Annotated in this window: 22 protein-coding genes and 1 pseudogene; 17 read left to right on the top strand and 6 right to left on the bottom strand. The window is 39.8% G+C overall.

Going from position 1 to position 24,998, the window contains the following annotated elements:
• The 3 genes from G9371_RS04955 to G9371_RS04945 form a co-directional block, all read right to left on the bottom strand.
• On the bottom strand, positions 1-867 hold the full coding sequence (locus G9371_RS04955) for an NAD(P)-dependent oxidoreductase (protein WP_001008362.1): 867 nt from the start codon (positions 865-867) through the stop codon (positions 1-3).
• A gap of 10 nt (positions 868-877) precedes the next feature.
• Positions 878-1,666 (bottom strand): crotonase/enoyl-CoA hydratase family protein, encoded by a 789-nt coding sequence (locus G9371_RS04950; protein ID WP_001196726.1) that lies wholly within the window; start codon positions 1,664-1,666, stop codon positions 878-880.
• A gap of 96 nt (positions 1,667-1,762) precedes the next feature.
• Entirely contained in the window at positions 1,763-4,570 is a 2,808-nt protein-coding gene (locus G9371_RS04945) for an ATP-binding protein (RefSeq protein ID WP_000064534.1), read from the bottom strand.
• 172 nt (positions 4,571-4,742) lie between these two features.
• Between G9371_RS04945 and cysM the strand changes: the two genes are divergently transcribed.
• From cysM to G9371_RS04925, 4 genes are read left to right on the top strand one after another with little or no spacing between them, the layout of a single operon-like run.
• Complete coding sequence (gene cysM / locus G9371_RS04940; RefSeq protein WP_000072604.1) at positions 4,743-5,657, top strand: cysteine synthase CysM; 915 nt, start codon at positions 4,743-4,745, stop codon at positions 5,655-5,657.
• 22 nt (positions 5,658-5,679) lie between these two features.
• Positions 5,680-6,498, top strand: coding sequence for a 3'-5' exonuclease (locus G9371_RS04935; RefSeq protein WP_001212165.1), 819 nt, complete (start codon positions 5,680-5,682; stop codon positions 6,496-6,498).
• A 9-nt stretch (positions 6,499-6,507) separates the two neighbouring features.
• The gene (gene rlmD / locus G9371_RS04930) at positions 6,508-7,899 is read left to right on the top strand and encodes a 23S rRNA (uracil(1939)-C(5))-methyltransferase RlmD (protein ID WP_029423653.1); all 1,392 of its coding nucleotides are present in this window, start codon (positions 6,508-6,510) and stop codon (positions 7,897-7,899) included.
• A gap of 30 nt (positions 7,900-7,929) precedes the next feature.
• Positions 7,930-10,236 (top strand): RelA/SpoT family protein, encoded by a 2,307-nt coding sequence (locus G9371_RS04925; RefSeq protein WP_000259109.1) that lies wholly within the window; start codon positions 7,930-7,932, stop codon positions 10,234-10,236.
• A gap of 44 nt (positions 10,237-10,280) precedes the next feature.
• Here the strand turns inward: G9371_RS04925 and G9371_RS04920 are convergent, their stop codons facing one another.
• Positions 10,281-11,054 (bottom strand): SDR family oxidoreductase, encoded by a 774-nt coding sequence (locus G9371_RS04920; RefSeq protein ID WP_029423654.1) that lies wholly within the window; start codon positions 11,052-11,054, stop codon positions 10,281-10,283.
• A gap of 111 nt (positions 11,055-11,165) precedes the next feature.
• Here G9371_RS04920 and mazG point away from each other — a divergent pair, with 111 nt between their 5' ends.
• The 9 genes from mazG (at position 11,166) to yjgA (ending at position 17,804) form a co-directional block, all read left to right on the top strand.
• Complete coding sequence (mazG, locus tag G9371_RS04915) at positions 11,166-11,972, top strand: nucleoside triphosphate pyrophosphohydrolase (RefSeq protein WP_000359488.1); 807 nt, start codon at positions 11,166-11,168, stop codon at positions 11,970-11,972.
• Entirely contained in the window at positions 11,941-12,351 is a 411-nt protein-coding gene (locus G9371_RS04910; RefSeq protein WP_001978433.1) for a ComEA family DNA-binding protein, read from the top strand. The genes mazG and G9371_RS04910 overlap by 32 nt, the downstream gene beginning before the upstream one ends.
• A 124-nt stretch (positions 12,352-12,475) precedes the next feature.
• Positions 12,476-13,939: a polynucleotide adenylyltransferase PcnB gene (gene pcnB, locus G9371_RS04905; RefSeq protein WP_001194201.1), complete on the top strand. Its 1,464-nt coding sequence runs from the start codon at positions 12,476-12,478 to the stop codon at positions 13,937-13,939.
• Entirely contained in the window at positions 13,936-14,418 is a 483-nt protein-coding gene (folK, locus tag G9371_RS04900; RefSeq protein ID WP_000219215.1) for a 2-amino-4-hydroxy-6-hydroxymethyldihydropteridine diphosphokinase, read from the top strand. Before pcnB ends, folK begins: the two co-directional genes overlap by 4 nt.
• Before the next feature lie 45 nt (positions 14,419-14,463).
• On the top strand, positions 14,464-15,273 hold the full coding sequence (panB, locus tag G9371_RS04895) for a 3-methyl-2-oxobutanoate hydroxymethyltransferase (protein ID WP_000624763.1): 810 nt from the start codon (positions 14,464-14,466) through the stop codon (positions 15,271-15,273).
• A gap of 3 nt (positions 15,274-15,276) precedes the next feature.
• On the top strand, positions 15,277-16,125 hold the full coding sequence (gene panC / locus G9371_RS04890; RefSeq protein ID WP_000846362.1) for a pantoate--beta-alanine ligase: 849 nt from the start codon (positions 15,277-15,279) through the stop codon (positions 16,123-16,125).
• Positions 16,126-16,147: 22 nt separating this feature from the next.
• On the top strand, positions 16,148-16,999 hold the full coding sequence (gene rapZ / locus G9371_RS04885; RefSeq protein WP_000821671.1) for an RNase adapter RapZ: 852 nt from the start codon (positions 16,148-16,150) through the stop codon (positions 16,997-16,999).
• Complete coding sequence (locus G9371_RS04880; protein ID WP_000567533.1) at positions 16,996-17,265, top strand: HPr family phosphocarrier protein; 270 nt, start codon at positions 16,996-16,998, stop codon at positions 17,263-17,265. Before rapZ ends, G9371_RS04880 begins: the two co-directional genes overlap by 4 nt.
• Positions 17,266-17,267: 2 nt before the next feature.
• Positions 17,268-17,804, top strand: a complete 537-nt coding sequence (yjgA, locus tag G9371_RS04875) for a ribosome biogenesis factor YjgA (RefSeq protein ID WP_000124014.1) — start codon at positions 17,268-17,270, stop codon at positions 17,802-17,804.
• 60 nt (positions 17,805-17,864) lie between these two features.
• Here the strand turns inward: yjgA and G9371_RS04870 are convergent, their stop codons facing one another.
• Positions 17,865-19,493, bottom strand: a complete 1,629-nt coding sequence (locus tag G9371_RS04870; protein WP_000253052.1) for an acyl-CoA synthetase — start codon at positions 19,491-19,493, stop codon at positions 17,865-17,867.
• A gap of 411 nt (positions 19,494-19,904) precedes the next feature.
• Here G9371_RS04870 and thrS point away from each other — a divergent pair, with 411 nt between their 5' ends.
• From thrS to G9371_RS04850, 4 genes are all read left to right on the top strand, one after another.
• Entirely contained in the window at positions 19,905-21,827 is a 1,923-nt protein-coding gene (gene thrS, locus G9371_RS04865; protein ID WP_001121792.1) for a threonine--tRNA ligase, read from the top strand.
• A gap of 5 nt (positions 21,828-21,832) precedes the next feature.
• Positions 21,833-22,384, top strand: a complete 552-nt coding sequence (gene infC / locus G9371_RS04860) for a translation initiation factor IF-3 (protein ID WP_012297364.1) — start codon at positions 21,833-21,835, stop codon at positions 22,382-22,384.
• A 205-nt stretch (positions 22,385-22,589) separates the two neighbouring features.
• Positions 22,590-23,210, top strand: coding sequence for a glutathione S-transferase N-terminal domain-containing protein (locus G9371_RS04855; protein WP_000566578.1), 621 nt, complete (start codon positions 22,590-22,592; stop codon positions 23,208-23,210).
• A 52-nt stretch (positions 23,211-23,262) separates the two neighbouring features.
• On the top strand, positions 23,263-23,691 hold the full coding sequence (locus G9371_RS04850; protein WP_000954155.1) for a YqaA family protein: 429 nt from the start codon (positions 23,263-23,265) through the stop codon (positions 23,689-23,691).
• Positions 23,692-23,730: 39 nt separating this feature from the next.
• Here G9371_RS04850 and nreB read toward each other — a convergent pair.
• Positions 23,731-24,981 (bottom strand): annotated as a pseudogene (gene nreB / locus G9371_RS04845) (nickel resistance MFS transporter NreB).
• Between the last annotated feature and the right edge of the window lie 17 nt (positions 24,982-24,998).

Here is a 24,998-nt window from a genome sequence, read left to right as displayed (position 1 = left end):
TTATTGCTCTACTACTTGAATCATAGTAGCTAAATCTTTCTCAGCAAAGCCATTTTTTTGGTGAGTTTGTAGCTGTAATAGAGCTTTTTGTGCAACGGGGATGTCTAAATTAACATTGTTAGCCAATGTTACTGCGTTGTTAAGGTCTTTCGATAATGTTTGAACTTTCCACTGAACAGGTTCGAAAGTATGAGTCGCCATACGTGGTGCCAGTATTTGAAAAGGTTTTGAGTCGGCAAATCCGCCAGCTAGGGCAGGAGCGAGTAAAGTGGTATCTACGCCCGCGCGGTCTGCCAGTGCAACTGCTTCGGCAATCAGGGCGCTGTTTGCTGCCACAATGAGTTGATTGCAAATTTTAGTTGCTTGTCCTGTGCCTGTATCTCCCATTCGTGTGACACGTTGGGAAAGAACATTATAAACAGGACTTAAAGCTTCAATAGTTTGAGCATCGCCACCTGCAAAAATGACTAGCGTGCCTTGTTCCGCCCCAGCTGTACCGCCTGAAACAGGGGAGTCAATCCATATCACATCTTGTAAAGCAGCAGCCTGAGCAAGTGCTTTTGTCGCAGCAACAGAGAGACTTGAGAAGTCGACAATGACCTGACCCGCTTTTAAGTTTGTTTGAATTTGATCAAATACTGCTTGCACAGCTTTATCGTCGGCTAGGCAAGTTAAAATGAGAGGGTACTGTCCGATGTTGGAAAGATCGAGTGCATGCGCGCCAATATCAATAAGTTCTTCACAAGCAGATGCTGTTCGATTCCATACTGCGACCTGAAAGCCGGCTTGTATAAGACGGCTTGCCATACGGCTTCCCATAAGTCCTATGCCTAAAAAAGCAATAGGAGTATTACGATCAAAATTCATAATAAAGCTCTTATCTATATTGGCGTGGTAAAAATTTAACTTCCGGATGTTTGTCTTTTTTACGAGCAAGTTTGCTATTTTTACCAAGTAATAATTTAAGTTGCCAGATTTTTTCTAAGCGTAATGATTTTTCTGGTTGATGTTCCATTGCATCTAGTACACGTTTTGCAGCAGTCAATGCATCAGGTGAGCGCTGCAACATTTCTGAAGCGATCGCATTTGCTTTTTCTAATGGATTCTCACTTAAGTGAGTCACAAGTCCAATATCTTTTGCATAATTTCCGTCAAAAACACGGGCAGTTAAAGTCAGCTCTTTTGCAAGGTCAACTCCAATCAAGCCTTTGAGCGAACGGGTAAGACCCATATCTGGTACTAAGCCCCAGCGGCTTTCCATAATCGACATTTTAGTGTCTGGGTGGGCAATGCGGATATCGGCAGCTAGTGCAAGTTGCATACCTGCCCCAAAACAATAACCTTCAAGAGCGGCAATAACAGGGACGGGCAAATTTTGCCAAATAAGAAAGGCTTTTTGGAAAAGACTTTGTCCTGGTTTAACAAGTTCCCAAATGGCAAATGCAGAGTTCTTAGGATTGTTTAAGTCAGATAAATCAATACCAGCACTAAACACTTGTGCTTCACCCGTCAAAATTACACAGCGGATATCTCGGTCTTTTTGTATAGCTTTAGCCGTTGTTACGAGTTCTTTGAGTAGAGCAAAACTCATAGCGTTACGTTTATCAGGACGGTTTAGATAAACTGTTGCAATGCCATTATTTTTTTCAATACGTAATAGTGCCATGAAATTCCCGCTTATTTTTTTATCGATAAGCGGAGCATAGCATGGCTGGAAATTGGAAACATGACAGGTCAGTCATGCCTATTTAGCAACTGTTATTTAATCTGGTATGACTAAAATTTGATGAGCTGCACTCTCAACTTCTTTAATGACGAGACCTAATTCATCGAAACGTCTCATGACTTCTTCAATGAAGCCATCGTCAGCTCTACGGCGTTCTTTGCGTAGCGTAGAAATAAATTGTTCAAAGTCACCCGTCACTTGTTGAAGTTTTGGTGTGCCTACATAGCGTGTTGCGCCATAGAGACGGTGTAGTACATGCTCAAGCTGAGGAAAGTCTTCAAGCTCAATGAGTTGTTGCATTTCTTCTAGCTCGGTTGGGAAGCTATCTACCAACATTTTGAGAAGATCTTGAGCTAAATCTTCTTTGTTTGCTGCCAGTTGTAAACTTTGCTGCCAATTTAAAATTTCTGGATCTAACGCTTCTGCAACCACATGATGATCTTTAGCTAGATTTTGCGCAGTGAAGTTGTTTTTCGTCCATTGCGTTAAAATTTGAATGATTTGCTCCATTTGAATTGGTTTGGTGACATAGTCATTCATACCAACTTTAAGAAGCTTTTGCTTTTCATCTGCAAGTGCGTGGGCTGTTAGAGCAATAATTGGAAGTTGCATTTCCCCATCTAAAGTGGATTCTAAAGATCGGATCGCACGTGTGGTATCAATGCCCGACATAACTGGCATTTGAATGTCCATAAATACCAAATCAAATGGTTTAAGCTTCTGATCAATTCTTTCTTGAATAATATTAAGCGCTTCTTGACCACTTAAAGCCTTAGTGGTTTTGACATTTAACTCACCTAATAATGCTTCTAAAACAATTAAGTTAGGTAAATGGTCATCGACCGCCAAAATATGTAAACCCTGCCCATTAAAGTCTTGTTGTTCCTCTTCAAAGATAGGTTGGTCACTTAATAATTGAATGAGACCACTACGGCTTAATGGCTGATAAAGAGGGCGAGCGCGATATTCGGTGAGCATGTTTGGCTCAAGCGTCATTTGATAGCCGTAAACTGCTAAGTTACCTTGATAGCGGCTACGAATTTCTTTGAGTAGAGCTTCAGTATCACCACTATGATCAACAATGAGCCATGTATTGTCTTTCTGGTCGAGATGTTTTAAACGGCTAAACAAGTCCAGAATAGATTGAGTTTCAATATGTGGTACTTGATAATTTTCAAGATAGTAGCGTAAAACACTGGCTGTCGCAGGGTGGGCTAAATAAGACACCACCTGTAAATGTTCGAAGTGAGGATGTTCAATCTCATGTTCTTCATCTACAGCAAACTGTGCAGTAAACCAGAATGTTGAACCTTTTTCTGTTGGAGCACGTTCTTGGTTATCTTCAAAGCCAATTTGGCCATGCATGAGATGAACCAATTGTTTAGAAATTGCCAGACCTAAGCCTGTACCACCAAATTGGCGGGTAACAGATGCATCGCCTTGCGAAAACGACTCAAATAATTTTTTACGGTCTGTACCACTTAAACCAATACCACTGTCCTGAACACTAAAATGAAGCAAGCACTGACCGATGTCATCATGTTCCATACGTACACGAACAATAATTTCACCGTCTGGCGTGAACTTGATGGCATTGGAAATCAAATTGGTCAAAATTTGCTTAAAGCGTAAAGCATCACCAATCACTTGTTGAGGAATATTGTCTGCATAATAAAAAGCCATGGCAATATGCTTTTGTGCAGCCAAAGGTGACAACATATCCATGACATCAAATACAGCTTCCTCTAAGTCAAAAGGTGCCGTTTCAAGTTCCAGTTTACCTGCATCAATTTTTGAGAAATCTAATACATCATTAATTAATGCTAATAAATGGGCGGAGGACTTGCGAATAGTTTGTAAATAAAGGTTCTGTTCGTTACTTAAATTTTGTTGGCGAAGTAATAAATGAATAAAGCCATCAATACTATTAAGCGGTGTACGAAGTTCATGACTGATATTGGCAAGGAAAACCGATTTTGCCTGATTAGATGAAATGGCTTGGTCGCGTGCTTGACGGTAAGTAATGTTTTGAACTTCTAAAGTATCTAAAGTTCTGCGTAAGTCTTCTTCTGTTTGCTCGGTATGTTCTTTTAACTCTAAAAAACTAAAATGTAAGCGTTTCACCACGTTTGCGATATCGCGCTGGAGTAATCTTAACTCACCGGAACTGTTAATCACGATGTGTTGGTCTAAAGTGTCTGCATTGAGACGCTGTAATTGCATACGTATTTCATACATGGGTGCAATCCAGCGGCGAGAATAAAAGTTAAGACAGAGCAAAAGTAATAATAAAGTCATCAGGCCAGTAATGACTAAAGCAATCAAAATGCGATAACGCGCTAATTCAAGTGGTTGATTATCCATTTCAATCAAGAGCCAGACAGGAGGCTTTCCTGCGGTATCAATGATACGGACTCCATAAATATTATTATGGTTATAAGAGATCGGACCAAAAAAGTTATTGTTTTGTGTGAAGTTAGGCCAGTAACGATTATCTCGATAACCGATACTTAAATAAGTCTGACCATTACTATCAATTAAAGCAGCACGCTTTAGGTTTTTCTCGCTAAACATACTTTGCATAATATGTTGAGCATGATCATATTCGTCTGGTTGTAGTTCTACTAATGTGTAGAGATCTTTAGCAATTTGATTGTAGCGTGCCAAAATCGCTGAGGCATGATGCAATTGTTGTTGCTTTGCAGAACGTGATGTTTCAGTTAAAACCAGAAAAGCCCCAACACACGTTAAAATCATAATGGGCACAAAAATAAGAGCAATTAATTGCCCATATGCATGATTCAGACGTAAGCGTTTCGATAAGGTTTTATTGAAATTAGACATAGCTACATCAGATTGATCTCTCTGTAGGGCATATTATCACGCTTTATTTTAAAACAGACGGCATTTTATAACTGACTGGGCTTTAATCACTTTCATTAAAAAGCATAGTGAAATGGATGCAGTACCGATCATTTTTTCATACAATAGTGCCACCCCGATTTAGGTGTTGATCATGAGTAATACACAACCTGATTTTTTAGCCGACGAATTTTTGTTAGATCACTATGTAGGTAAAACACCTCTGGTCCGTTTGCAGCGCTTGGCTTGTCATACGCAGGCAACGGTTTTAGCAAAATTGGAAGGTAATAATCCAGCAGGTTCTGTAAAAGATCGTCCTGCATATAACATGATTATGCAGGCTGAAAAGCGTGGTCAAATTAAACCAGGTGATACATTAGTTGAAGCTACCAGTGGTAATACAGGTATTGCTTTAGCTATGGTTGCGGCGATGCGCGGCTATAAAATGAAACTGATTATGCCTGGGAATTCAAGTCAGGAGCGTAAGGACGCCATGCGTGCTTATGGCGCAGAATTGATTGAAGCACCAAATATGGAAGCTGCACGAGATATGGCTTTGCAAATGCAAGCTGAAGGTCTAGGTTTGGTCCTCAATCAGTTTGGCAATCCAGATAATGTCGAAGCTCATTACCTTACGACTGGCCCTGAAATTTGGAAACAAACAGGTGGAAAGATTACCCATTTTGTAAGTTCAATGGGTACAACCGGTACCATTATGGGTGTTTCTAAGTATTTAAAAGAACAAAATCCAGATATTCAAATTATTGGTTTACAACCTTCTGAAGGTTCAAATATTGCCGGTATTCGCCGTTGGCCACAGGAATATTTACCTACGATTTTCGAACCAAAGCGTGTTGATCAAATTATGGATATTCCGCAAATTGAAGCGGAAAAAACGGCTCGCCGTTTAGCACGTGAAGAAGGAATTAGTGCAGGTACATCTTCTGGGGGGGCGGTATGGGCTTCAGTAAAAATTGCAGAAGAAAACCCGGATGCTGTGATTGTTTGCATTATCTGTGACCGTGGTGATCGCTACTTGTCTACAGGCCTGTTCTCAGTACAGGACTGATGACTCATAATTGAGAGAAAAAATGCGTTTTCCTACTTTAGTTTTTGATATTGAAACTTTAACTGATTTAAAAGCGGGAGCGCATTTATATCATCTTGATTTGCCAGAGGCAGATGTTGAACAGGCACTCACAAAAATCCGTCGCCAAGAATCCGGCATGGATTTTCAGCGTTTGCCTTTACATGAAATCGTTTGTATTTCTGGTTTGTGGATTGATGAATCAGGTTTCAGATTATTTTCTTTTAGTCGGGAACACTATTCGGAAGCTGAAATTTTACAGAAATTTCTATCCATTTTTGATAAGCGCCATCCAACTTTAGTGAGCTGGAATGGTTCGCAATTTGATTTGCCCGTCATTTTGTTCCGTGCCATGTATCATGGTCTTTCGGCACCCGGGTTATTTGATCAAGGCGAGCTTGATAGTCAGAAGCGTTTTAATAATTACCAAAACCGTTATCACCACCGTCATATTGATTTAATGGATGTTATGGCAATGTTTAATGGCCGTAATTTCCAGAAACTCGATGATGTAGCCTGTATTTTAGGTTTACCAGGTAAACGTGGTGAGTCGGGTTATCATGTGCCTGAATATGTACGTACAGAACAATGGTTAAAGTTAACCAGTTATTGTGAAGGTGATGTGCTCAATACATGGTTTATTTATTTGCGTTGGCTATTGCTCAAAGGCCAAATGAATGTAGATGAGCATAACCACTGGATTAGTTCGAGTATTGAGTATTTACAGACTATGCCTCAGCAAGCCGATTTTCTTGAGGTGTGGCAACGTACATCGAAACATACCGAATTTACGTCCCACTATTTTAATCCTTTAAATTTTTAGGTTCATTCTTTGAAACAGCAAGCCAAATCTCGTAAACCTCAACAACCCGAATATATTTTTCAGGTTGAAACTCTTTCTCATGAGGGGCGGGGAATTGCGCATTATGGTTCTCATCCAGACCATCCGGCAGATAAGCATGGTAAAAAAGTGTTTATTCGTTATGCGTTGCCTGGAGAAACAGTAAAAGCCCAAATTACGCATGAGGCTAAGCGGCTTGACGAAGCTGAAATGGTAGCGCTTTTAGCAGAGCCTTCAGCAAATCGTGTAGAGGCAGTTTGTCCTCATTATGGTATTTGCGGGGGGTGTAGCATGCAGCATATCCACCCCGATGAGCAGATCCGTTTAAAGCAAAATGTCCTTCAGTCACACTTGCAACACTTTGCTGGTATTCAGCCTGAACAATGGTTAGAACCAATTCGTTCTTTGCAAAGTGATTATCGCCGTCGTGCTCGAATAGGTGTGCGCTATTTGCCAAAACAGGACCGTTTGATTCTAGGTTTCCGTGAGCATCATAGTAATCGTTTAACATCTATCCATACTTGTAGCGTTTTGGATAAAAAGTTATCAGATAGTCTGCCGGAATTGCGTAATTTACTCCAAAGTCTAAAAGGCAAAGCGCATATTGGTCATGTAGAATTAGCAAAAGGTGATCATGAAACATCTTTATTAGTTCGTCATATCGAAAAACTAAACAATGCTGATGTCAACCAATTAAGACAATTTGCGTTACACAAAGGCTGGCAGTTGTATTTGCAACCTAAAGGACCCGAAAGTCTTCGTCGTATTGATGAAGAACAAGGAGCTATGCGATTACATTATGCTTTAAATGCATTTGATGTAAATTTTGCTTTTTCGCCATTGGATTTTACGCAGGTCAATGCCACAGTAAATGAACAAATGGTGCAATTGGCATGTGAATTGCTTCAATTGCAACAGGGTGAAAGAGTACTAGATCTGTTTTGTGGGTTAGGTAATTTTTCGCTTCCACTTGCACGATGTGTTGGTGCAAAGGGTCAGGTTGTTGGTGTGGAAGCAAGTGAAGAAATGGTGCAGCGGGCAACAGATAATGCAAAGCGTAATAATCTGGTGCAGGCAAGCTTCTTTTCACAAGATTTAACAAAAGATTTTTCGCATCATTCTTGGGCAAATCAAGGATTTGATGCATTATTGATTGATCCTCCTCGTGCTGGTGCATATGAAATTATGCAGTATGTACCGAACTTTGGAGCAAAAAGAATCGTTTATGTATCATGTAATCCAGCAACATTAGCAAGGGATGCCGGTGTTTTGGTTCAACATGGTTACCAGTTAAAAAAAGCAGCGGTTATGGACATGTTTACGCACACAGAACATGTTGAATCGATTGCTTTATTTGAGAAAATTCAAGAGATAAACGATTAAAAACATGAGTTACATATCCAGGAGAATGGTATGGTCACAGTACGTGAACAGTTACCTGAACAACTAACTGAGTTGTCAGAGGAAACGACTGTAGAGCATGCCGCCGAAACACAAGTCGGTTTAGCCTCATGGTTGGATCGGGTTCGTGAAATATTAGATGGGGCAGAGCTTAAACAACTCGAAGAGGTTGCGCATTTAACCCTACAAAAAGAGTTAGATTCAACGGTTAATCATCGTTCCAATACATTTGCTACTGGTGTTGGAATGGCTGATATTCTGGCGCATTTACATGTAGATGAAGATACTTTATCTGCTGCAATGCTTTATCGTAGTGTTCGTGAGGACATTACTGATATAGAAGAAGTAAAGCGAAAGTTTGGTGAGCAAGTTTATAACCTTGTCAAAGGTACTTTGGCAATGGGTAAGCTTTCAGAGCTTATTGAAAAAAATAAACGACTAGAAGACCATTTTAATAACAACCAACGGGAACATTTAAGCGGCATTTATAAAATGCTGATTTCAGTGACCGAAGATGTTCGTGTCGTTTTAATTAAGTTAGCTGAACGTACTTACTCTTTACGTGAGTTGGCAAACTCATCACGTGAACGTCAAGAGCGTGTGGCGCGTGAAATTTTAACTATTTATTCGCCATTAGCGCATCGCCTTGGTATTGCACAGCTGAAGTGGGAACTTGAAGACTTAGCGTTTCGTTATTTGGCGCCAGACCGTTATAAAGAGATTGCTTCATTACTCAATGAAAAACGTCTTGAGCGTGAACATTATATCCAGTTCGTGATAGACCGTTTAAAAAGTGAATTGGCGGCGCATGGTATTGAAGCTGAAATTACAGGTCGAGCAAAACACATTTATTCGATTTATCGAAAGATGAAAAGCAAAAACCTAAGTTTCGATCAGCTTTATGATATTCGTGCTTTACGTGTATTGGTGAATAGCGTACCTGAGTGTTATCACTCATTAGGTATTGTTCATCAGATTTGGCGTCATATCCCACATCAGTTCGATGACTATATTACTAACCCGAAAGCCAATGGTTATCGCTCATTACATACTGCTGTTATTGCTGAGAATAAATCTTTAGAGGTACAAATCCGTACTCATGAGATGCATGACGAAGCAGAGTTAGGGGTATGTTCGCACTTTAACTATAAAGAAGGTTCAAAGAATACCGACCACTCTTTTAACCACCGTTTGCATTCGCTTCGTGCTGTTTTGGAACATTATCAAGAACGTAATGAAACAACAGTACATCAAAATGAAGATGAGACGGAAGGTTTTGATCAGCTTCAAGACTTTGAAGGTTTTGAAAAGATTTATGTCTTTAGTCGTGATGGTGATATTAAAGAACTACCACGTGGCTCAACAGTTTTAGACTTTGCTTATCATGTGCATACAGAGGTAGGAAACAAGTGTTATGCAGCACGTGTTAACCAGCGCTATGTACCATTAACCTATACGTTAAAAACAGGTGAGCAGGTTGAGATTTTAACCAAGAAGGATCGTGAGCCTAACCGTGACTGGTTGGTGAACTCTTTAGGTTATATCAAGACAGCTCGTGCCCGTGACAAATTACGTCATTGGTTCAGACAGCAAGACCGTAGTAAGAACCTTGAAGTTGGCCGTGAGTTACTAAACAAAGAATTGTCTCGATTGGCGATTCACCCTAAGAGTATCGATCTCAACGATTACTCGTCACATTTTAATGTGAAAACAGGGGATGATATTTTGGTTAGTCTGGTCAGCGGCGATATTAGTTTGCATGCTCTGATTAATCAGATTAATCGTCAAATGCATCTGGATCAGGATGAACCTGAACTGGTACTTAAGCCAACATTAAACCCACGTGCCAGCCACACCCTGTCTGCGCATGGCATCTTAATTGATGGTTTAGACAATGTTGAGCTACATATTGCGCAGTGTTGCCAACCAGTTCATGGTGAATCAATTGCTGGCTATATCACGTTGAATCGTGGGGTAAGTATTCATAAAGTCTTGTGTTCTGATTATCAACGCATGATCAAGCAAGAGCCAGAACGTGCTGTTGAAGCGGATTGGGAGATGCAGCCAACTCGTGGTCAAAGTGTTCAAATTGTAGTTGAAGCTTATGATCGTCGTGGCTTACTCAAAGACTTAACTCAAGTGATTTTCTCTGACCAGATTAATATTCGTCAGGTGAACACAATTTCTGAGGCAGATGGTATTGCTAATATGAAGTTGCTCATTGAGGTGAAAGGCTTGGCTCAGCTTTCACGTTTGTTAGCTCGTTTAGAGCAACAACCTGGAATTATTAGCGCACGACGCATGATTCAAGGTGTTTAACTAAATTGAGAAAAAGGCCGTCAATTGACGGCCTTTTTTATGAGCTACTTTCTCGATAAATAAATATTAGTTAAACGATTTAAAAACTGGGGGTTTATTGTTGAGAGTTGATAAAGCAATTTGGTTTTTATGCCAACTGGAGTGTGAGTCGGTGTCCAGAAATGAGCTTTTTTCTCGACAAGTGAAAGCACCTGTTGAGCAATATCATTAGGCGTTAAATCGACTCCCATGTTTTGAATAGAACCTGCATCCATATTGTTGACCATTGCGGTTTGTACAAATAAAGGCATCACATCTAAAACACGAATACCGTATTTTTTCCATTCCACATCTAAACCTTCGGTAATTCCTCTCACTGCAAATTTACTGGCCGAATAAGAAATGAGGTCAGCTTGCCCGTAAATTGCAGAAGCTGAAGAGAGATTAATGACTCGTGCAAAAGAAGCTTGCTTTAAATAAGAGAGAGCAGCATGGCAACCATTGATTACGCCGTTTACATTAATATTGATTGTTCTTTGATGTGACTTGATATCGATATTTTCAAAGGCTCCGGAATATAAAATCCCTGCGTTATTCACCAAAATATTAAGCTCGCCAGCCCAGTCGGTAAATTCTTTCAATATATGTTGCCACTGGCTGTAGTCACTGACATCTAGATAGCCTGCGCATGCATTCGGTCCTAATTCCTGCGCTAAATTTTGAGCAAGCGACTCATTAATGTCATAAATGCCGACTTTATAACCCCGCTGATAAAATACCCGTGCAATTTCTGCTCCAATACCTTGAGCTGCGCCACTAATCAGAATGCTATGTTTCATCTTTTTTTCTCTTTATCGTTACAATATGACGAATGATTTGCCGCTTTAATTTTGATCATAGCAAATTAAGATTTTAAAGTTACTGACCAATTTTTTGAACTTGAGGGTTACATGGATAAATTGCTTAAAATTATGCAAGAGCTACGTGAAAAATGTCCGTGGGACCAAGAGCAAACTCCAATGTCACTGACTAAATATGCGATTGAAGAGGCATATGAAGTCGAGGCTGCCATTCGTCAAGGTGACATTAATGAAATTCGGAATGAATTGGGTGATCTGTTATTACAAGTGGTATTTCAATCGCAAATGTTTAGCGAGCAGGGGGCGTTCAATTTTCAAGATGTGGTTGAGGCAATTAGCGAAAAATTAGTACGACGTCATCCGCACGTTTTTCAAGCAGACCAATTTAACAACTTAACACCAGAACAAGTAAGTGAGTTATGGAAACAAATTAAACAACAAGAAAAGCAAGGCAAACCACAATCAAGATTAGATGAAATTAAACATGGACCAGCACTATCTCAAGCGCAAGAAATTCAAAAAAATGTCGCAAAAGTTGGGTTTGATTTTGAAACGGTAGAAGATGCTTATACAAAATTAGAAGAAGAATTAGATGAGTTTAAACAGGCACTTAAAAATCAAAATAGTGATGAAATTCAAGATGAATTTGGAGACTGCCTGTTTTCATTAGTCAATGTAGGACGTAAACTTGGCATTTCAAGTGAAAGTTCACTTTTATCAACCATACATAAATTTAGAAGTCGTTTTGCTTTTATTGAAGAGCAAGCCATAAAACAGCAAAGAACATTGGAAGACATGACCTTGTCCGAAATGGATGAATTGTGGAATCAGGCAAAACGACAATTAAAATCAGGGGAAAAACCACATGCAATACAGCATGAGATTTTGGAAAAATAAGTATTTTCTTTTAATAATGTTGTGCTTGGGGGTAATTTCACCTTCGGTTTACGCTCAATCTTTTGACAAAAACTTTCAAGAGTGGAAGGCTAAACAGCAGATGTATGACCAAAAGTTAAACATCTCTAAGTCTTCTCATTCTAATGGTTCTAAAATTTCTCAAACTAAAAATTTTAATGACTCTACAGGGCAAATTCATTTGAATCAGGCGAATGTAAATGAGTTTCAGCAGTTAAAAGGTATAGGTGAGAAAAAGGCTCAAGCGATTGTAGAATACAGACAAAAGAACGGTAGCTTTAAAAATATTGACGAAATTAAAAACGTTAAAGGAATTGGACCAGCCATTTTTGAAAAAAATAAATCACGTTTAGCCTTATAAAAGTTCTATTCGTCAATTATCATTTCCTGCGCAATCTAAGAGAATCAAATTGCCCTTTGTGTGTGTTAGAGCTATGATTAGCGACAACTTGTTATTTACGTCCTGACGTAGGAGACAGCGTCTTTTGCAAACCTTGCGAGCGTCAAAATGTGGTTTGTCCACAGCCCAACTTCCTTCTTCGATTTTAGATGTGATCGATAGTCTGACTAAAGCAGGCTATGAAGCTTATATTGTTGGGGGTGGTGTCCGTGATTTAATGCTAGGACTCAATCCTAAAGATTTCGATGCAGTCACCAATGCAACACCTTCTCAAATTAAAGAAGTTTTTGGCCGTCGATGCCGAATTATTGGCCGTCGATTTGAATTGGCACATGTCTATTCAGGACGTGAGCTAATCGAAGTTGCCACTTTCCGTGCTCCTCCTAAAAAAGCGGTGACCAGTGCTTCGGGCATGATTTTACGTGACAACAACTGGGGAACCATCGAACAGGACTTTGCTCGACGCGATTTTTCTATCAATACTCTGTACTACCAGCCGCGTAAGGGTATTGTGCTCGATTTCTGTAAAGCAATTGATGATGTCAAAAGTAAGACTTTACGTTTATTGGGCGATCCTGTGCAACGTTTTGAAGAAGATCCGGTGCGTATGCTTCGGACATTACGTTTTGCAGCTAAACTCAACTTTAAAATTGATCCGGCAATTCTCGACATTTTTGATGTTGAGATGACGCAATTACTTCGTGATGTTTCACCACACCGTTTATACGATGAGTCTCAAAAGCTTTTCACAATGGGGCATTTGGCACGCGTATTACCAATGTTGATTGACTTTGGCGTGTGGAAACAGCTTTTTGCTGATATTCGTCCGGATCTCACTCCATTTATTCAACGTGCAGCAAAAAATACTGATCAACGTATTCAGGTGGGTAAAACGATTAATCCGGCATTTTTCTATGCGGTTTTATTGTGGCAGCCATTTTTAGAGCGTTGTGATTTTTATTTATCAAAAGGCGTTGTTCCGGCCGAAGCACGTGCTCAAGCAGGTTTGGATGTTTTAAAACGTCAAGCAACACGCACAGTTATTCCTCGTTTTGCCGAAACTTTTATTCGTGAAGTTTGGGAAATGCAAACCCGTTTGCTTAATCCAAAACCACAGCAAATTGAAGCATTGGCAAGCCATGCTCGTTTCCGCGCTGGGTTTGATTTCTTATTACTTCGTGAAAAGTCAGGTGATGACACAACACAGGGAATGGGAAGCTGGTGGGAAGCTTACCAAGAAATGTCAAACGACGAAAAAGAAGCTGCGATTAGCCAATATAATCGTCAGAAGGCGAAAAGTCGTCGTAAGGTTGCTGCTGAGCCTGTTGAAAGCAATAAAGTTGATACGGAAATTGAGCCTTTGGTTGATGTTCCAGAGCCTCGAAGCCGTCGTGGTAAAAAAGAGCGTGCACGACAAGAGCAGTCTATTGACCGTTTTATTGAAAAATCTTCCGCAGCACAAACGAATGTGATGAGTGATCATCCAATTTTAAAGCGCAAGCGGGTACAACGTGATTTGAGCCAAGTTATTTTTGGGCCGACACAATGACAGTAACCACATATATTGGCTTAGGAAGTAACCTAGGTGACTCACGCCAGATTCTATCTGAAGCGATAGCCAAACTTAAATCTCTTGGTGAAGTGAAAGTATCTAAACTTTACCAAAGTCCCCCTATGGGTCCCCAAGATCAGCCGAATTATCTAAATGCAGTCGCTCAGCTAAAAACCGAGTTACTTCCGCTTGAATTACTTGACCAGTTACAGCGTTTTGAGCAGGAAGCTGGGCGGGTAAGACTCCGTCATTGGGGGGAGCGAACTTTAGATCTTGATCTACTGATTTATGGCAATGAAAAAATACAAAATGAGCGCTTAACGGTGCCACATGTAGGAATATTACAACGAGATTTTGTTGTGATTCCTTTATTAGATTTAGATGCTGATCTACATATTAATGATCAGCCACTTAAAAATTTAGAACTCATACAGCAGCCAACGCTGACTGTACTTGCTGATGAGTCTTGGGCTTAAAGCCGGACTTATTACGTTCTGCAAACTCCTGTAGAGGATACCATCATGATTAGTCTAAGTGACTTAAGAAAATTTAAAGCCGAAGGACGTAAGTTCTCTTGCCTAACTTGTTACGATGCAAGTATGGCAAAAGCAATGGAACTTGCTGAAATTGATACGATCTTAATTGGTGATTCTCTTGGAATGGCAATTCAGGGGCGTGACTCAACTTTACCTGTAACTGTTGAAGACATGGCCTATCATACAGCGGCAGTCCGTCGCGGTAATCAGCATGCTTTAATTATGACTGACTTACCATTTATGAGTTATGCCACTTTAAACGATGCTTTGCAGAATGCGAAAACAGTTATGCAAGCTGGTGCCCAAATGATCAAAATCGAAGGTGGTGCATGGCTAAGTGAAACTGTCCAAGTGTTAACACGTAATGGTGTGCCTGTATGTGTACATTTAGGTTTAACTCCTCAGTCTGTACATGTATTTGGTGGCTACAAGTTACAAGCTAGAACGCGTGAAGCAGCCGATCAGCTTATTGCCGATTGTACGGCGGTGGTTGAAGCGGGCGCGGCAGTTTTATTACTTGAATGCGTTCCGGCACAATTAGGTCAAGAAATTGCCGAATTGTTCCCAAATACTCCTGTGATCGGTATTGGGGCAGGTAATGCGACTGATGGTCAGGTATTGGTTGTACAAGACATGTTAGGACTAACGTTTGGTCGAGTTGCGCGTTTTGTACGTAACTTTATGAAAGAGCAATCTGGTGAAACAGCGATTTTAGATGCTTTTAAAGCTTTTCATGCTGCTGTACAAGATCAGTCGTTCCCAGCTAAAGAACACACTTTCCAAGTTGAGCTGTAATTCATGAAAACAGAAACCACTATACAAGGCTTAGCTGCTTCTTTAAATCCTGCTAGAGCTGCACGTAAAATCATTGGTTTTGTCCCAACGATGGGAAATCTACATGAAGGCCACCTCACTCTTGTTCGTGAAGCGAAAAAGTTATGTGATGTTGTGGTTGTGAGTATCTTCGTGAACCCAACACAGTTTGGTCCGGGTGAAGATTTTGATAATTATCCGCGTACGTTAGAGCAGGATAGTCGTCTACTTGCAGATGTTGGCTGTGACATTATTTTTGCACCATCAGTTGAGCAAATGTACGGTACACAACCTCGCTTAACTAACATTAGCGTCAGTCAAATTACTGATGATTTATGTGGAAGCTCACGTCCGGGGCACTTTGATGGCGTAGCACTGGTTGTCACCAAACTCTTTAATATTGTGCAACCGAATTATGCTTTCTTTGGTCAAAAAGACTACCAGCAATTAGCAGTGATTCGCCAATTTGTACAGGATTTGAATATTCCGTTAGAAGTTATTGGCGTACCAATTGTTCGTGCAGAAGACGGTTTGGCACTGAGTTCAAGAAATGGTTATTTGACTCCTGAACAGCGCCAGGTTGCACCAGTCATTTATCAAGGTTTAAAACAAGCCGAAGAACAATTACACCAAGGTAAAGATTTACAACAAGTCTTGGCAGATTTGAAAACACTGTTGACAGACAATGGTTTTGTTGTGGATTATGTGGAGGCTCGTCAACCTAATTTGTTAGCTGCTTCTCAATTTGATCGTGATATTGTGTTGTTTGTCGCGGCAAAGTTAGGTGGAACGCGCTTAATTGATAATCTACAAGTTGCCTTTACACCTCAATAATATATAAAAGGACAGCCATGCCATGAAGCGTATACTTATCGTGACAGGACAGTCTGGTTCAGGAAAATCTTCAGCTCTTCAAGTATTAGAAGATTTGGGCTACTACTGTATTGATAATTTACCTTTGGCATTGCTGCCTGAAATTGTGGCAAAGCTAGATCATGAAAATAATCTTGAGCAGCTTGCTTTAGGGGTGGATGTACGAAGTACTCGGGCAGATATGCAAGAGTTCGACCATGTTTTTGAGCAATTACAAAAACATGGTACGGTTGATGTGATTTATCTGACGACACAAGATCAAGATTTGATTGCACGATTTAGTGCTTCACGTCGTCCACATCCGTTAGCAAATCGTTTCAAAAGTCTTTTACAGTGTATTCATGAAGAAAAGCAGTTGCTGATTCCAATTCAGTTTCGTGCCACTGTTCACATTGATACCACAGATAAAAGTGTTCACGATTTAAAACATATCTTGCTATCAAAATTAGGACAATCAGATAATCTGATTGTTATATTGCAGTCATTTGGTTATAAACATGGCATTCCTTTAGATGCTGACTATGTTTTTGACGTACGGCATTTACCAAATCCGCATTGGGATTTAGAATTACGCCGCTTTTCTGGTTTAGACGAGCCAGTTAAACAATTTTTAGAAGCAAGTCCACAAGCAAATGAAATGTTTGAGGACATTCTCCACTTCTTAAAAAAATGGCTGCCGGCATTTGCTGAAGGGCATCGTCACTATATGACGATTTCAATAGGTTGCACAGGCGGCCAGCATCGTTCAGTTTATATGGTAGATAGACTAAAACAAGCACTTGAGGCAGAATGGTCTGTTCAGGTCTTACACAGAGAAATGAAGCACTGGTCATGATAGACACAACTGTTGATGTAATTAATAAACTCGGTTTACATGCACGTGCATCAGGAAAACTGATAGAGGTCACTACAAAGTTTCGTTCGTCAATTCAAATTGGTAAGGGCGATCATTTAGTAGATGCAAAGAATATTATGTCGTTACTGATGTTAGGTGCAGGTAAAGGGACTACTTTACGTTTAGTCATTGATGGCACTGACGAAGAACAGGCATTAAATGAAGTACAGGCGTTATTCGCCGCAAAATTTTATGAGGCAGATTAATCGTGGCACGTCGTCCCAAGCGTTATACTGAAGAAGATTTTGATTCTTTAGAAGGACGTGCAAGTAAAACCGAACAGAAAAAAGCAGTTCAACGTATGGCTGCTTTAGGTGAGCAGTTAGCACAACTTTCTATCAAACAAATTCAAAAACTTCCTGTTGATGAGCGTTTAATTGATGCTCTTTTGGAAGTTCAGAATATTAGTTCATTCGAAGCGCGCCGTCGTCAGTTTCAGCGTGTTGGTAAACTCTTGCGCAATGAAGATGAAACAGTCATTTTATCTTATTTGACTCCTCAGCAAGGCGCGAAGAAACAAGCTCAACTCATGCGTTGGGTAGATCGTATGATCGAGCAGGGCGACCCTGCAATCAATGAATTTAGCAAAATCTATAATGCATCAGAGCGACATACTTTACGCCAGCATGTGTTAAGAATTAATCGTGATAAAACCCAGCAAGTTGCAGAAGCAGATCTTGAAGCAACTAAAATGAAATTTATTAACTATGTACAACAGGTTGCTCTATTGTCAGATCAAGGTTAATACAGTTTTAAATAAAAAGCGGCGTTAGATACGCCGCTTTTTATTTTTATAGGATTCAGATTAAGCGCGTTCTTTTGCCCATTCACGCAAGATGAATTTTTGCAATTTACCTGTTGAGGTTTTTGGAATTTCGGTAATCACCACATCTTTAGGAACTTTAAAGCGCGCCAGTTCTTTTTGACAGTGCTCAATAATTTCTTCAGGCGTGACACTAGCCCCAGTTTTTAATTCAATAAATGCACATGGTACTTCTTGCCAACGTTCGTCAGGTTTTGCCACAACAGCGGCTGTTAAAACTGCTGGGTGTTTATATAAAACGTCTTCGACTTCTAAAGATGAAATATTTTCTCCACCTGAAATAATAATATCTTTAGAGCGATCAGTAATTTTTGCATAACCATCTGGATGGCAAACAGCTAGGTCACCCGTGTGGAACCAGCCACCTGCAAAAGCTTCCTCAGTTGCCTTTGGATTTTTTAAATATCCTTTCATGACAATATTGCCACGGAACATGATTTCTCCCATAGTTTCACCGTCATTTGGAACTGGCTGCATCGTTTCAGGGTCTAGTACTCGCATGCTATCTTGAAGTGGATAAGGCACGCCCTGACGAGAATGCAGTTGTGCTTGTTCAGTAATTGAGAGGTCGCTCCATCCCGCTTGAGATGCGCAAAGTGCAGATGGACCATAGGTTTCAGTTAAACCGTAAACATGGTTGACATTAATCCCAATATTTCGCATACCTTCAATGACAGCGACAGGTGGTGCAGCACCTGCCACCATAACTTCAACATGATGTTCTATGCTTGGCTGTTTTTCTTTCGGTAGGTTAATAATCATGGATAGGACAATAGGAGCACCACAGAAGTAATCAACCTTATGTTTTGCAATAAGCTGCATCACCAGTTCTGGGTCAACTTTACGTAGACAAATATTGGTTCCGCCACTTGCTGCAATACTCCATGCAAAGCACCAACCATTACAATGAAACAGAGGAAGTGTCCATAAATAAACGGCTCGAGGTTTCATGCCACAAGCTAAAATATTACTAGCCGCATTTAAATAAGCACCTCGGTGGTGATAAACCACTCCTTTAGGATTTCCAGTGGTTCCAGAGGTGTAATTTAAACTAATTGCATCCCACTCATCTTCAGGTAATTGCCATTCAAAATTGGCATCGCCTTGAGCTAACCATTCCTCATATTCGAAAGAACCAAGGAATTGGTTTTCGCCTTCATACTCTTCATCAGCAACATCAATCACAATAATATGTTGGTTAGGAATGAGTGATAAAGCTTCTCTTGCTAAATTAACAAACTCGGGGTCAACTAAAAGCACTTTAGTTTCAGCATGCTCTAGCATAAAAGCGATGGTTTTAGCGTCTAAACGGGTATTTAGGGTATTAAGAACAGCACCCGCCATTGGTACAGCAAAATGTGCTTCAATCATTGCTGGTACATTTGGCAGTAAAACTGAAACCGTATCATTTTTAACTATGCCTAATTGTTGAAGCTGAGATGCAAATTGACGGCAGCGCTGATAAGTTTGTTTCCATGAAATCTGACGGTTGCCATGAATAATAGAAGCTTGGTCTGGGTAGATATAAGCTGCGCGCTCTAAATAGCGCAGAGGGGATAACGCAACAAAGTTTGCGGGTGTGCGTGGTAATTCGTTATAGGCACTAACCATGTGAAACAACTCCATGTTCTATTTTTTAATTCATTCTTTGAAAATATGGCTTAATAGTAATCAAAGCATTAATGCTTTAGTCTTAAAGAGAAATACCTCCCAGTCAGAAAATGAGCAGAAATGCTATTTTCAACATCTTAAATCAGTTCTGATGAATAATTATCCTATTTATGTATTTCTGAAAATTTAGCTAGGTCTTTATTAAAGTCATTTATTGCTGTTTACCGTATAAGCAAAATGTATTTATGATTTTATGAGTACAAAGGTTTTCACTTGGCTTGAACAAGTGTAAAATCTTTCAGGTTTTTTAATTTTGATTTACACCGTTTTTATATTTTGAGGCTTGCCTCGATCATAATCTCGCGGTGAAATGCTCCTTCGTATAGGGCATCACTCCTTAAGGATTTTTTTATGCCAATTATCACATTGCCAAATGGCGATCAAAAGAGTTTTGATCACCCTGTATCTGTTATGGAAGTCGCTCAAAGTATTGGGCCTGGTTTAGCAAAAAATACCGTTGCTGGACGAGTAAATGATCGCTTAGTTGATGCATGTGACTTAATTACCGAAGACTCGACCTTACAAATTATCACTCCAAAAGATGAAGAAGGTCTTGAGATCATTCGCCACTCTTGTGCACACCTTGTAGGGCACGCAGTAAAACAGCTTTTCCCTGAAGCAAAAATGGTGATTGGTCCGGTCATCGAAGAAGGTTTCTATTACGATATCTGGATGCCACGTCCTTTTACACTAGATGATATGGCAGCGATTGAAGAGCGTATGAAAAAGCTCATCGATCAAGATTATGATGTTATCAAAAAAATGACACCGCGTGATGAAGTCATCAAAGTATTCACTGACCGCGGCGAAGAATATAAATTACGTCTTGTGGAAGACATGCCTGAAGAAAAAGCAATGGGCTTGTACTACCACCAAGAATATGTAGATATGTGTCGTGGTCCGCACGTACCGAACACAAAATTCTTAAAATCATTCAAGCTTACTAAAATCTCTGGTGCTTACTGGCGTGGTGATGCGAAGAATGAACAGCTTCAACGTATCTATGGTACTGCTTGGGCTGATAAAAAACAGTTAGCAGCTTACATCAAGCGTATTGAAGAAGCTGAAAAGCGTGATCACCGTAAAATTGGTAAAGCGTTAGACTTGTTCCATATGCAAGAAGAAGCACCGGGTATGGTGTTCTGGCATGCAAATGGCTGGACTATTTATCAAGTACTAGAACAGTACATGCGTAAAGTTCAGCAAGACAATGGTTACCAAGAAATCAAAACTCCGCAAATCGTAGATTTTACGCTTTGGGAGAAATCTGGTCATGCGGCAAACTATGCAGAAAACATGTTTACGACTCATTCTGAAAGTCGTAACTATGCTGTAAAACCAATGAACTGTCCTTGTCACGTTCAAGTGTTTAACCAAGGATTAAAGTCTTACCGTGATTTACCAATTCGTTTAGCTGAGTTTGGTTCTTGTCACCGTAATGAGCCGTCTGGTTCTTTACACGGTATTATGCGTGTTCGTGGTTTTACTCAAGATGATGCGCATATCTTCTGTACTAAAGAACAGATCGGTAAAGAAGTTGCAGACTTTATTAAACTCACTTTAGATGTTTATAAAGACTTTGGCTTTGAAGAAGTTCAAATGAAATTATCTACTCGCCCAGAAAAGCGTGTAGGGGATGATGCACTTTGGGATTTAGCTGAAAAATCTTTGGCAGATGCTTTAGATGCAGCTGGTCTTGAATGGGAATTGCAGCCGGGTGAAGGCGCATTCTATGGTCCAAAGATTGAGTTCTCTTTAAAAGACTGTCTTGGTCGTGTATGGCAATGTGGTACCATTCAATGTGACTTCAACTTGCCAGTTCGTTTAGATGCTTCTTATGTAACTGAAGAAAACGAGCGTGATCAACCTGTCATGTTGCACCGTGCAATTCTTGGTAGTTTTGAGCGTTTTATTGGTATACTAATTGAACATTACGCTGGTTTTATGCCGCCTTGGCTATCACCTGTACAAGCATGTGTCATGAATATTACTGATTCTCAAGCTGAAGCAAGTGAGCAAGTTGTGGCAAAACTCAAGGAAAATGGTCTTCGTGCTATTTCTGACTTGAGAAATGAAAAAATCGGATTTAAGATTCGTGAGCGTACTCTAGAGCGCATTCCTTACCTGTTAGTTCTTGGTGATCGAGAAGTTGAAGAAGGTACAGTGAATGTACGTACTCGCTCAGGAAAAAATTTAGGTACTATGTCAGTGGATGCTTTCATTGACTTAGTGAAATCTGCCGTCGCCGAACGTGGCCGGTATATTGTGGAGTAAGAAAGATTAAACAGCCTGACCGTAACCAACAACAAGGTGCAAAGAGTAACCGTCCAGCAATTAACGATGAGATCCGTGCAAAAGAAGTACGCCTTGTCGGTGCTGATGGTGAGCAAAAAGGAATTGTTTCATTAAATGAAGCACTGCGTGCTGCTGAGGATGCAGATCTTGACCTTGTTGAGATTGTCGCAAACGCTGAGCCGCCTGTTTGTAAAATCATGGATTACAACAAGCACTTGTTTGACCTGAAACAGAAGCAAAAAGATGCCAAGAAAAAACAGCATCAAGTGCAAGTGAAGGAAATCAAACTACGCCCAGCAACTGATGTAGGTGATTATCAAGTTAAGCTTCGTGCTATTCTGAAGTTCCTTGAAGAAGGCAACAAAGTTAAGATCACCTTACGTTTCCGTGGTCGTGAAATGGCTCACCAACAACTTGGTTTAGCTCAATTGCAAAAAATTGAAGCAGACGTAGCTGAGTTAGGGGTTGTAGAGCAAGCACCGAAAATGGAAGGTCGACAAATGGGTATGTTACTTGGACCGAAAAAGAAAAAGTAACACTCAAAAAAAGCACTGCAAAAGCAGTGCTTTTTTATGCCTCTCATCTTTTAGCCCTATTTTCTTAAACTGACGTTTAATATCGTTTTAATCCAAAGTTATTCTCAAATTTTATGTGTTTTTTGGTGTTGGAAATATCATTGTATTACCCAAAACATGATATAACGCAAGACGCAGTCATGATAACGATGAATAGGAAAATAGAATGATTGATCTATATTATTGGGGCACACCCAATGGACATAAAATCACAATTGCCTTAGAAGAAATGGGACTGGATTACACCCTTTACCCAATTAATATTTTAGAAAATGATCAATTTCAACCAGACTTCCTGAAAATTTCTCCGAATAATAAAATTCCTGCCATTGTTGATCAGGATGGTCCACGTGGTGAGTCAATTTCAGTATTTGAATCAGGCGCGATCTTACAGTATTTAGGGCGAAAAACTGGATTGTTCTACCCGACAGACGAGCAAGAGCGAGTTGAAGTGGAACAATGGCTTATGTGGCAAATGGGTGGCTTAGGTCCTATGTTGGGACAAAATCATCATTTTAACCGCTTTGCGCCAGAGAAAATTCCCTATGCTATAGACCGCTATGTAAATGAGACTAAGCGTTTATATGGTGTGTTGAATAAACAGCTCATTGGTCAGAAGTTTGTTGCAGGGGAATACTCAATTGCTGATATGGCAATTCTACCTTGGATTTTGCGTTATGAATGGCAGGGGATTCAATTAGAGGATTACCCGTATGTACAAGAATACATTGTTCGCTTAACAGCACGCCCTGCAGTACAAAAAGCATTATCAATTAAAGTCATCTAAGTTTATTGGTAGGGTAATGAATAAGGTGAAAGGTGATTTGGTCTAATTTAATATGCTAAGTTACTTTTTACTTTTTTTGAGTGCTTTTGGGGCGGCTACCTTATTACCGCTACAATCAGAAGCTGTACTTGCTGCTTTATTATTAAAAAATCAACATTCAGCTTTTCTTCTCATTTTGATTGCTACTTTCGGAAATGTATTGGGCTCATGTATAAACTGGTGGTTAGGTTTAAAAATAGAACAGTTTAAACATAAAAAATGGTTCCCGGTTTCTGAAAAACGTTTAGAACAAGCCCAACGCTTTTATCATAAATATGGCTTTTATTCGCTGCTTTTAAGTTGGACACCTGTGATTGGTGACCCTATTACTTTGGTTGCTGGCTTATTCAAAGAAAATTTTTGGCGCTTTTTATTTATGGTCCTTATCGCTAAGGCTGGGCGTTATATTTTCATTTATTGGGTAATTACAGGTTTTATTTAAAATAAAAGCATCCGAAGATGCTTTATTAAAATGATTTAACTAATCTTCTGAGCTTTTAGTAATATCGACTTTAAAAAGATCATTGGTTTTTAGCCAACAGAAGGTTACTACTGCAAGAGTCATACAACCACCAAAAATAGTCGCTGCAATAGTTCCTAAATATTTGGCAGCCAAGCCTGATTCAAATGCACCCAGCTCATTACTTGATGAGACAAACATTCCATTTACAGCCGCTACGCGACCACGCATATTTTCTGGTGGGAATATTTGCAAAATGGTTTGTCTAACTACCACCGAAATACTGTCGCAAGCACCCGTCATCGCCAATGCAAATAGTGATAACCACATGTTGTTCGAGAACGCGAAAAGGATTGTAAATACACCAAACCCTGCAACTGCAAGTAGCATATTACGCCATGCGTGCTGAGTTGGCGGAAAACGAGTTAAAGCAATCATAGTAATGAGCGCACCAATAGAAGGAGCTGCACGCAAGTAACCCAAGCCTTCAGGACCGACTTTTAAAATATCTTCGGCAAAAATAGGGAGTAGAGCGATTACACCACCAAATAAAACAGAGGCAAGGTCTAAAGAAATTGCCCAAAGAACTATTTTGGTTTTCCAAATAAAGCGAAAGCCATCGCCTAAGCTTTCTAAAACATTGGCAGTTTCAATTTTAGGAAAGCTACGTTTATGTAATAAATTAATGAGAATAAAGCAGATACTAAGTAGACCGGCAACACTAAAAAGACTGGTTTCTCTGCCTAAATAAGCGAGCATGAACCCACCGAGCATAGGCCCAATAATTACACCACTCTGCCAACCAATGGTTGTCCATGTTGCACCATTTGCATAAAGCTCACGTGGAATTAAAAATGGTTTTAGGGACGTAGCAGAAGGGTTATAAAAACCACGTATGGTGCCCAAACCAAAAATAACTGCATAAATACCCCAAGAAAGGAAATTTACACTGATATGACCCAACCCATGCAGATGGAACAGTAACCATAAAACTAAAGGAAGAGGTACTGAGAAAAATAAACAGATTTTCATGATGACCTGTTTATTAAATTTATCAGCAAAATAACCACCCCAAAGCGATAGGGCAATAAATGGAATGGCTTCTGCAAGTCCAATTAAACCTAAAGTTAAAGGGTCTTTGGTAATTTGATAAAGTGATTAGGCAACAATAATTTCTTGAATCAAAATTGCTAATGTTAAGCAAAATTGATTAATGGTGACAATTGAGAAATCTCTATAGCGCAGGGCAGCGAATGCATCATGTTTCTGCATTTGAAATATCGTATGTT

The sequence above is a fragment of the Acinetobacter sp. EKM10A genome (genome assembly GCF_011075215.1).
GTDB lineage: Bacteria > Pseudomonadota > Gammaproteobacteria > Pseudomonadales > Moraxellaceae > Acinetobacter > Acinetobacter baumannii.
This window is presented reverse-complemented; position numbering and strand designations above follow the sequence as displayed.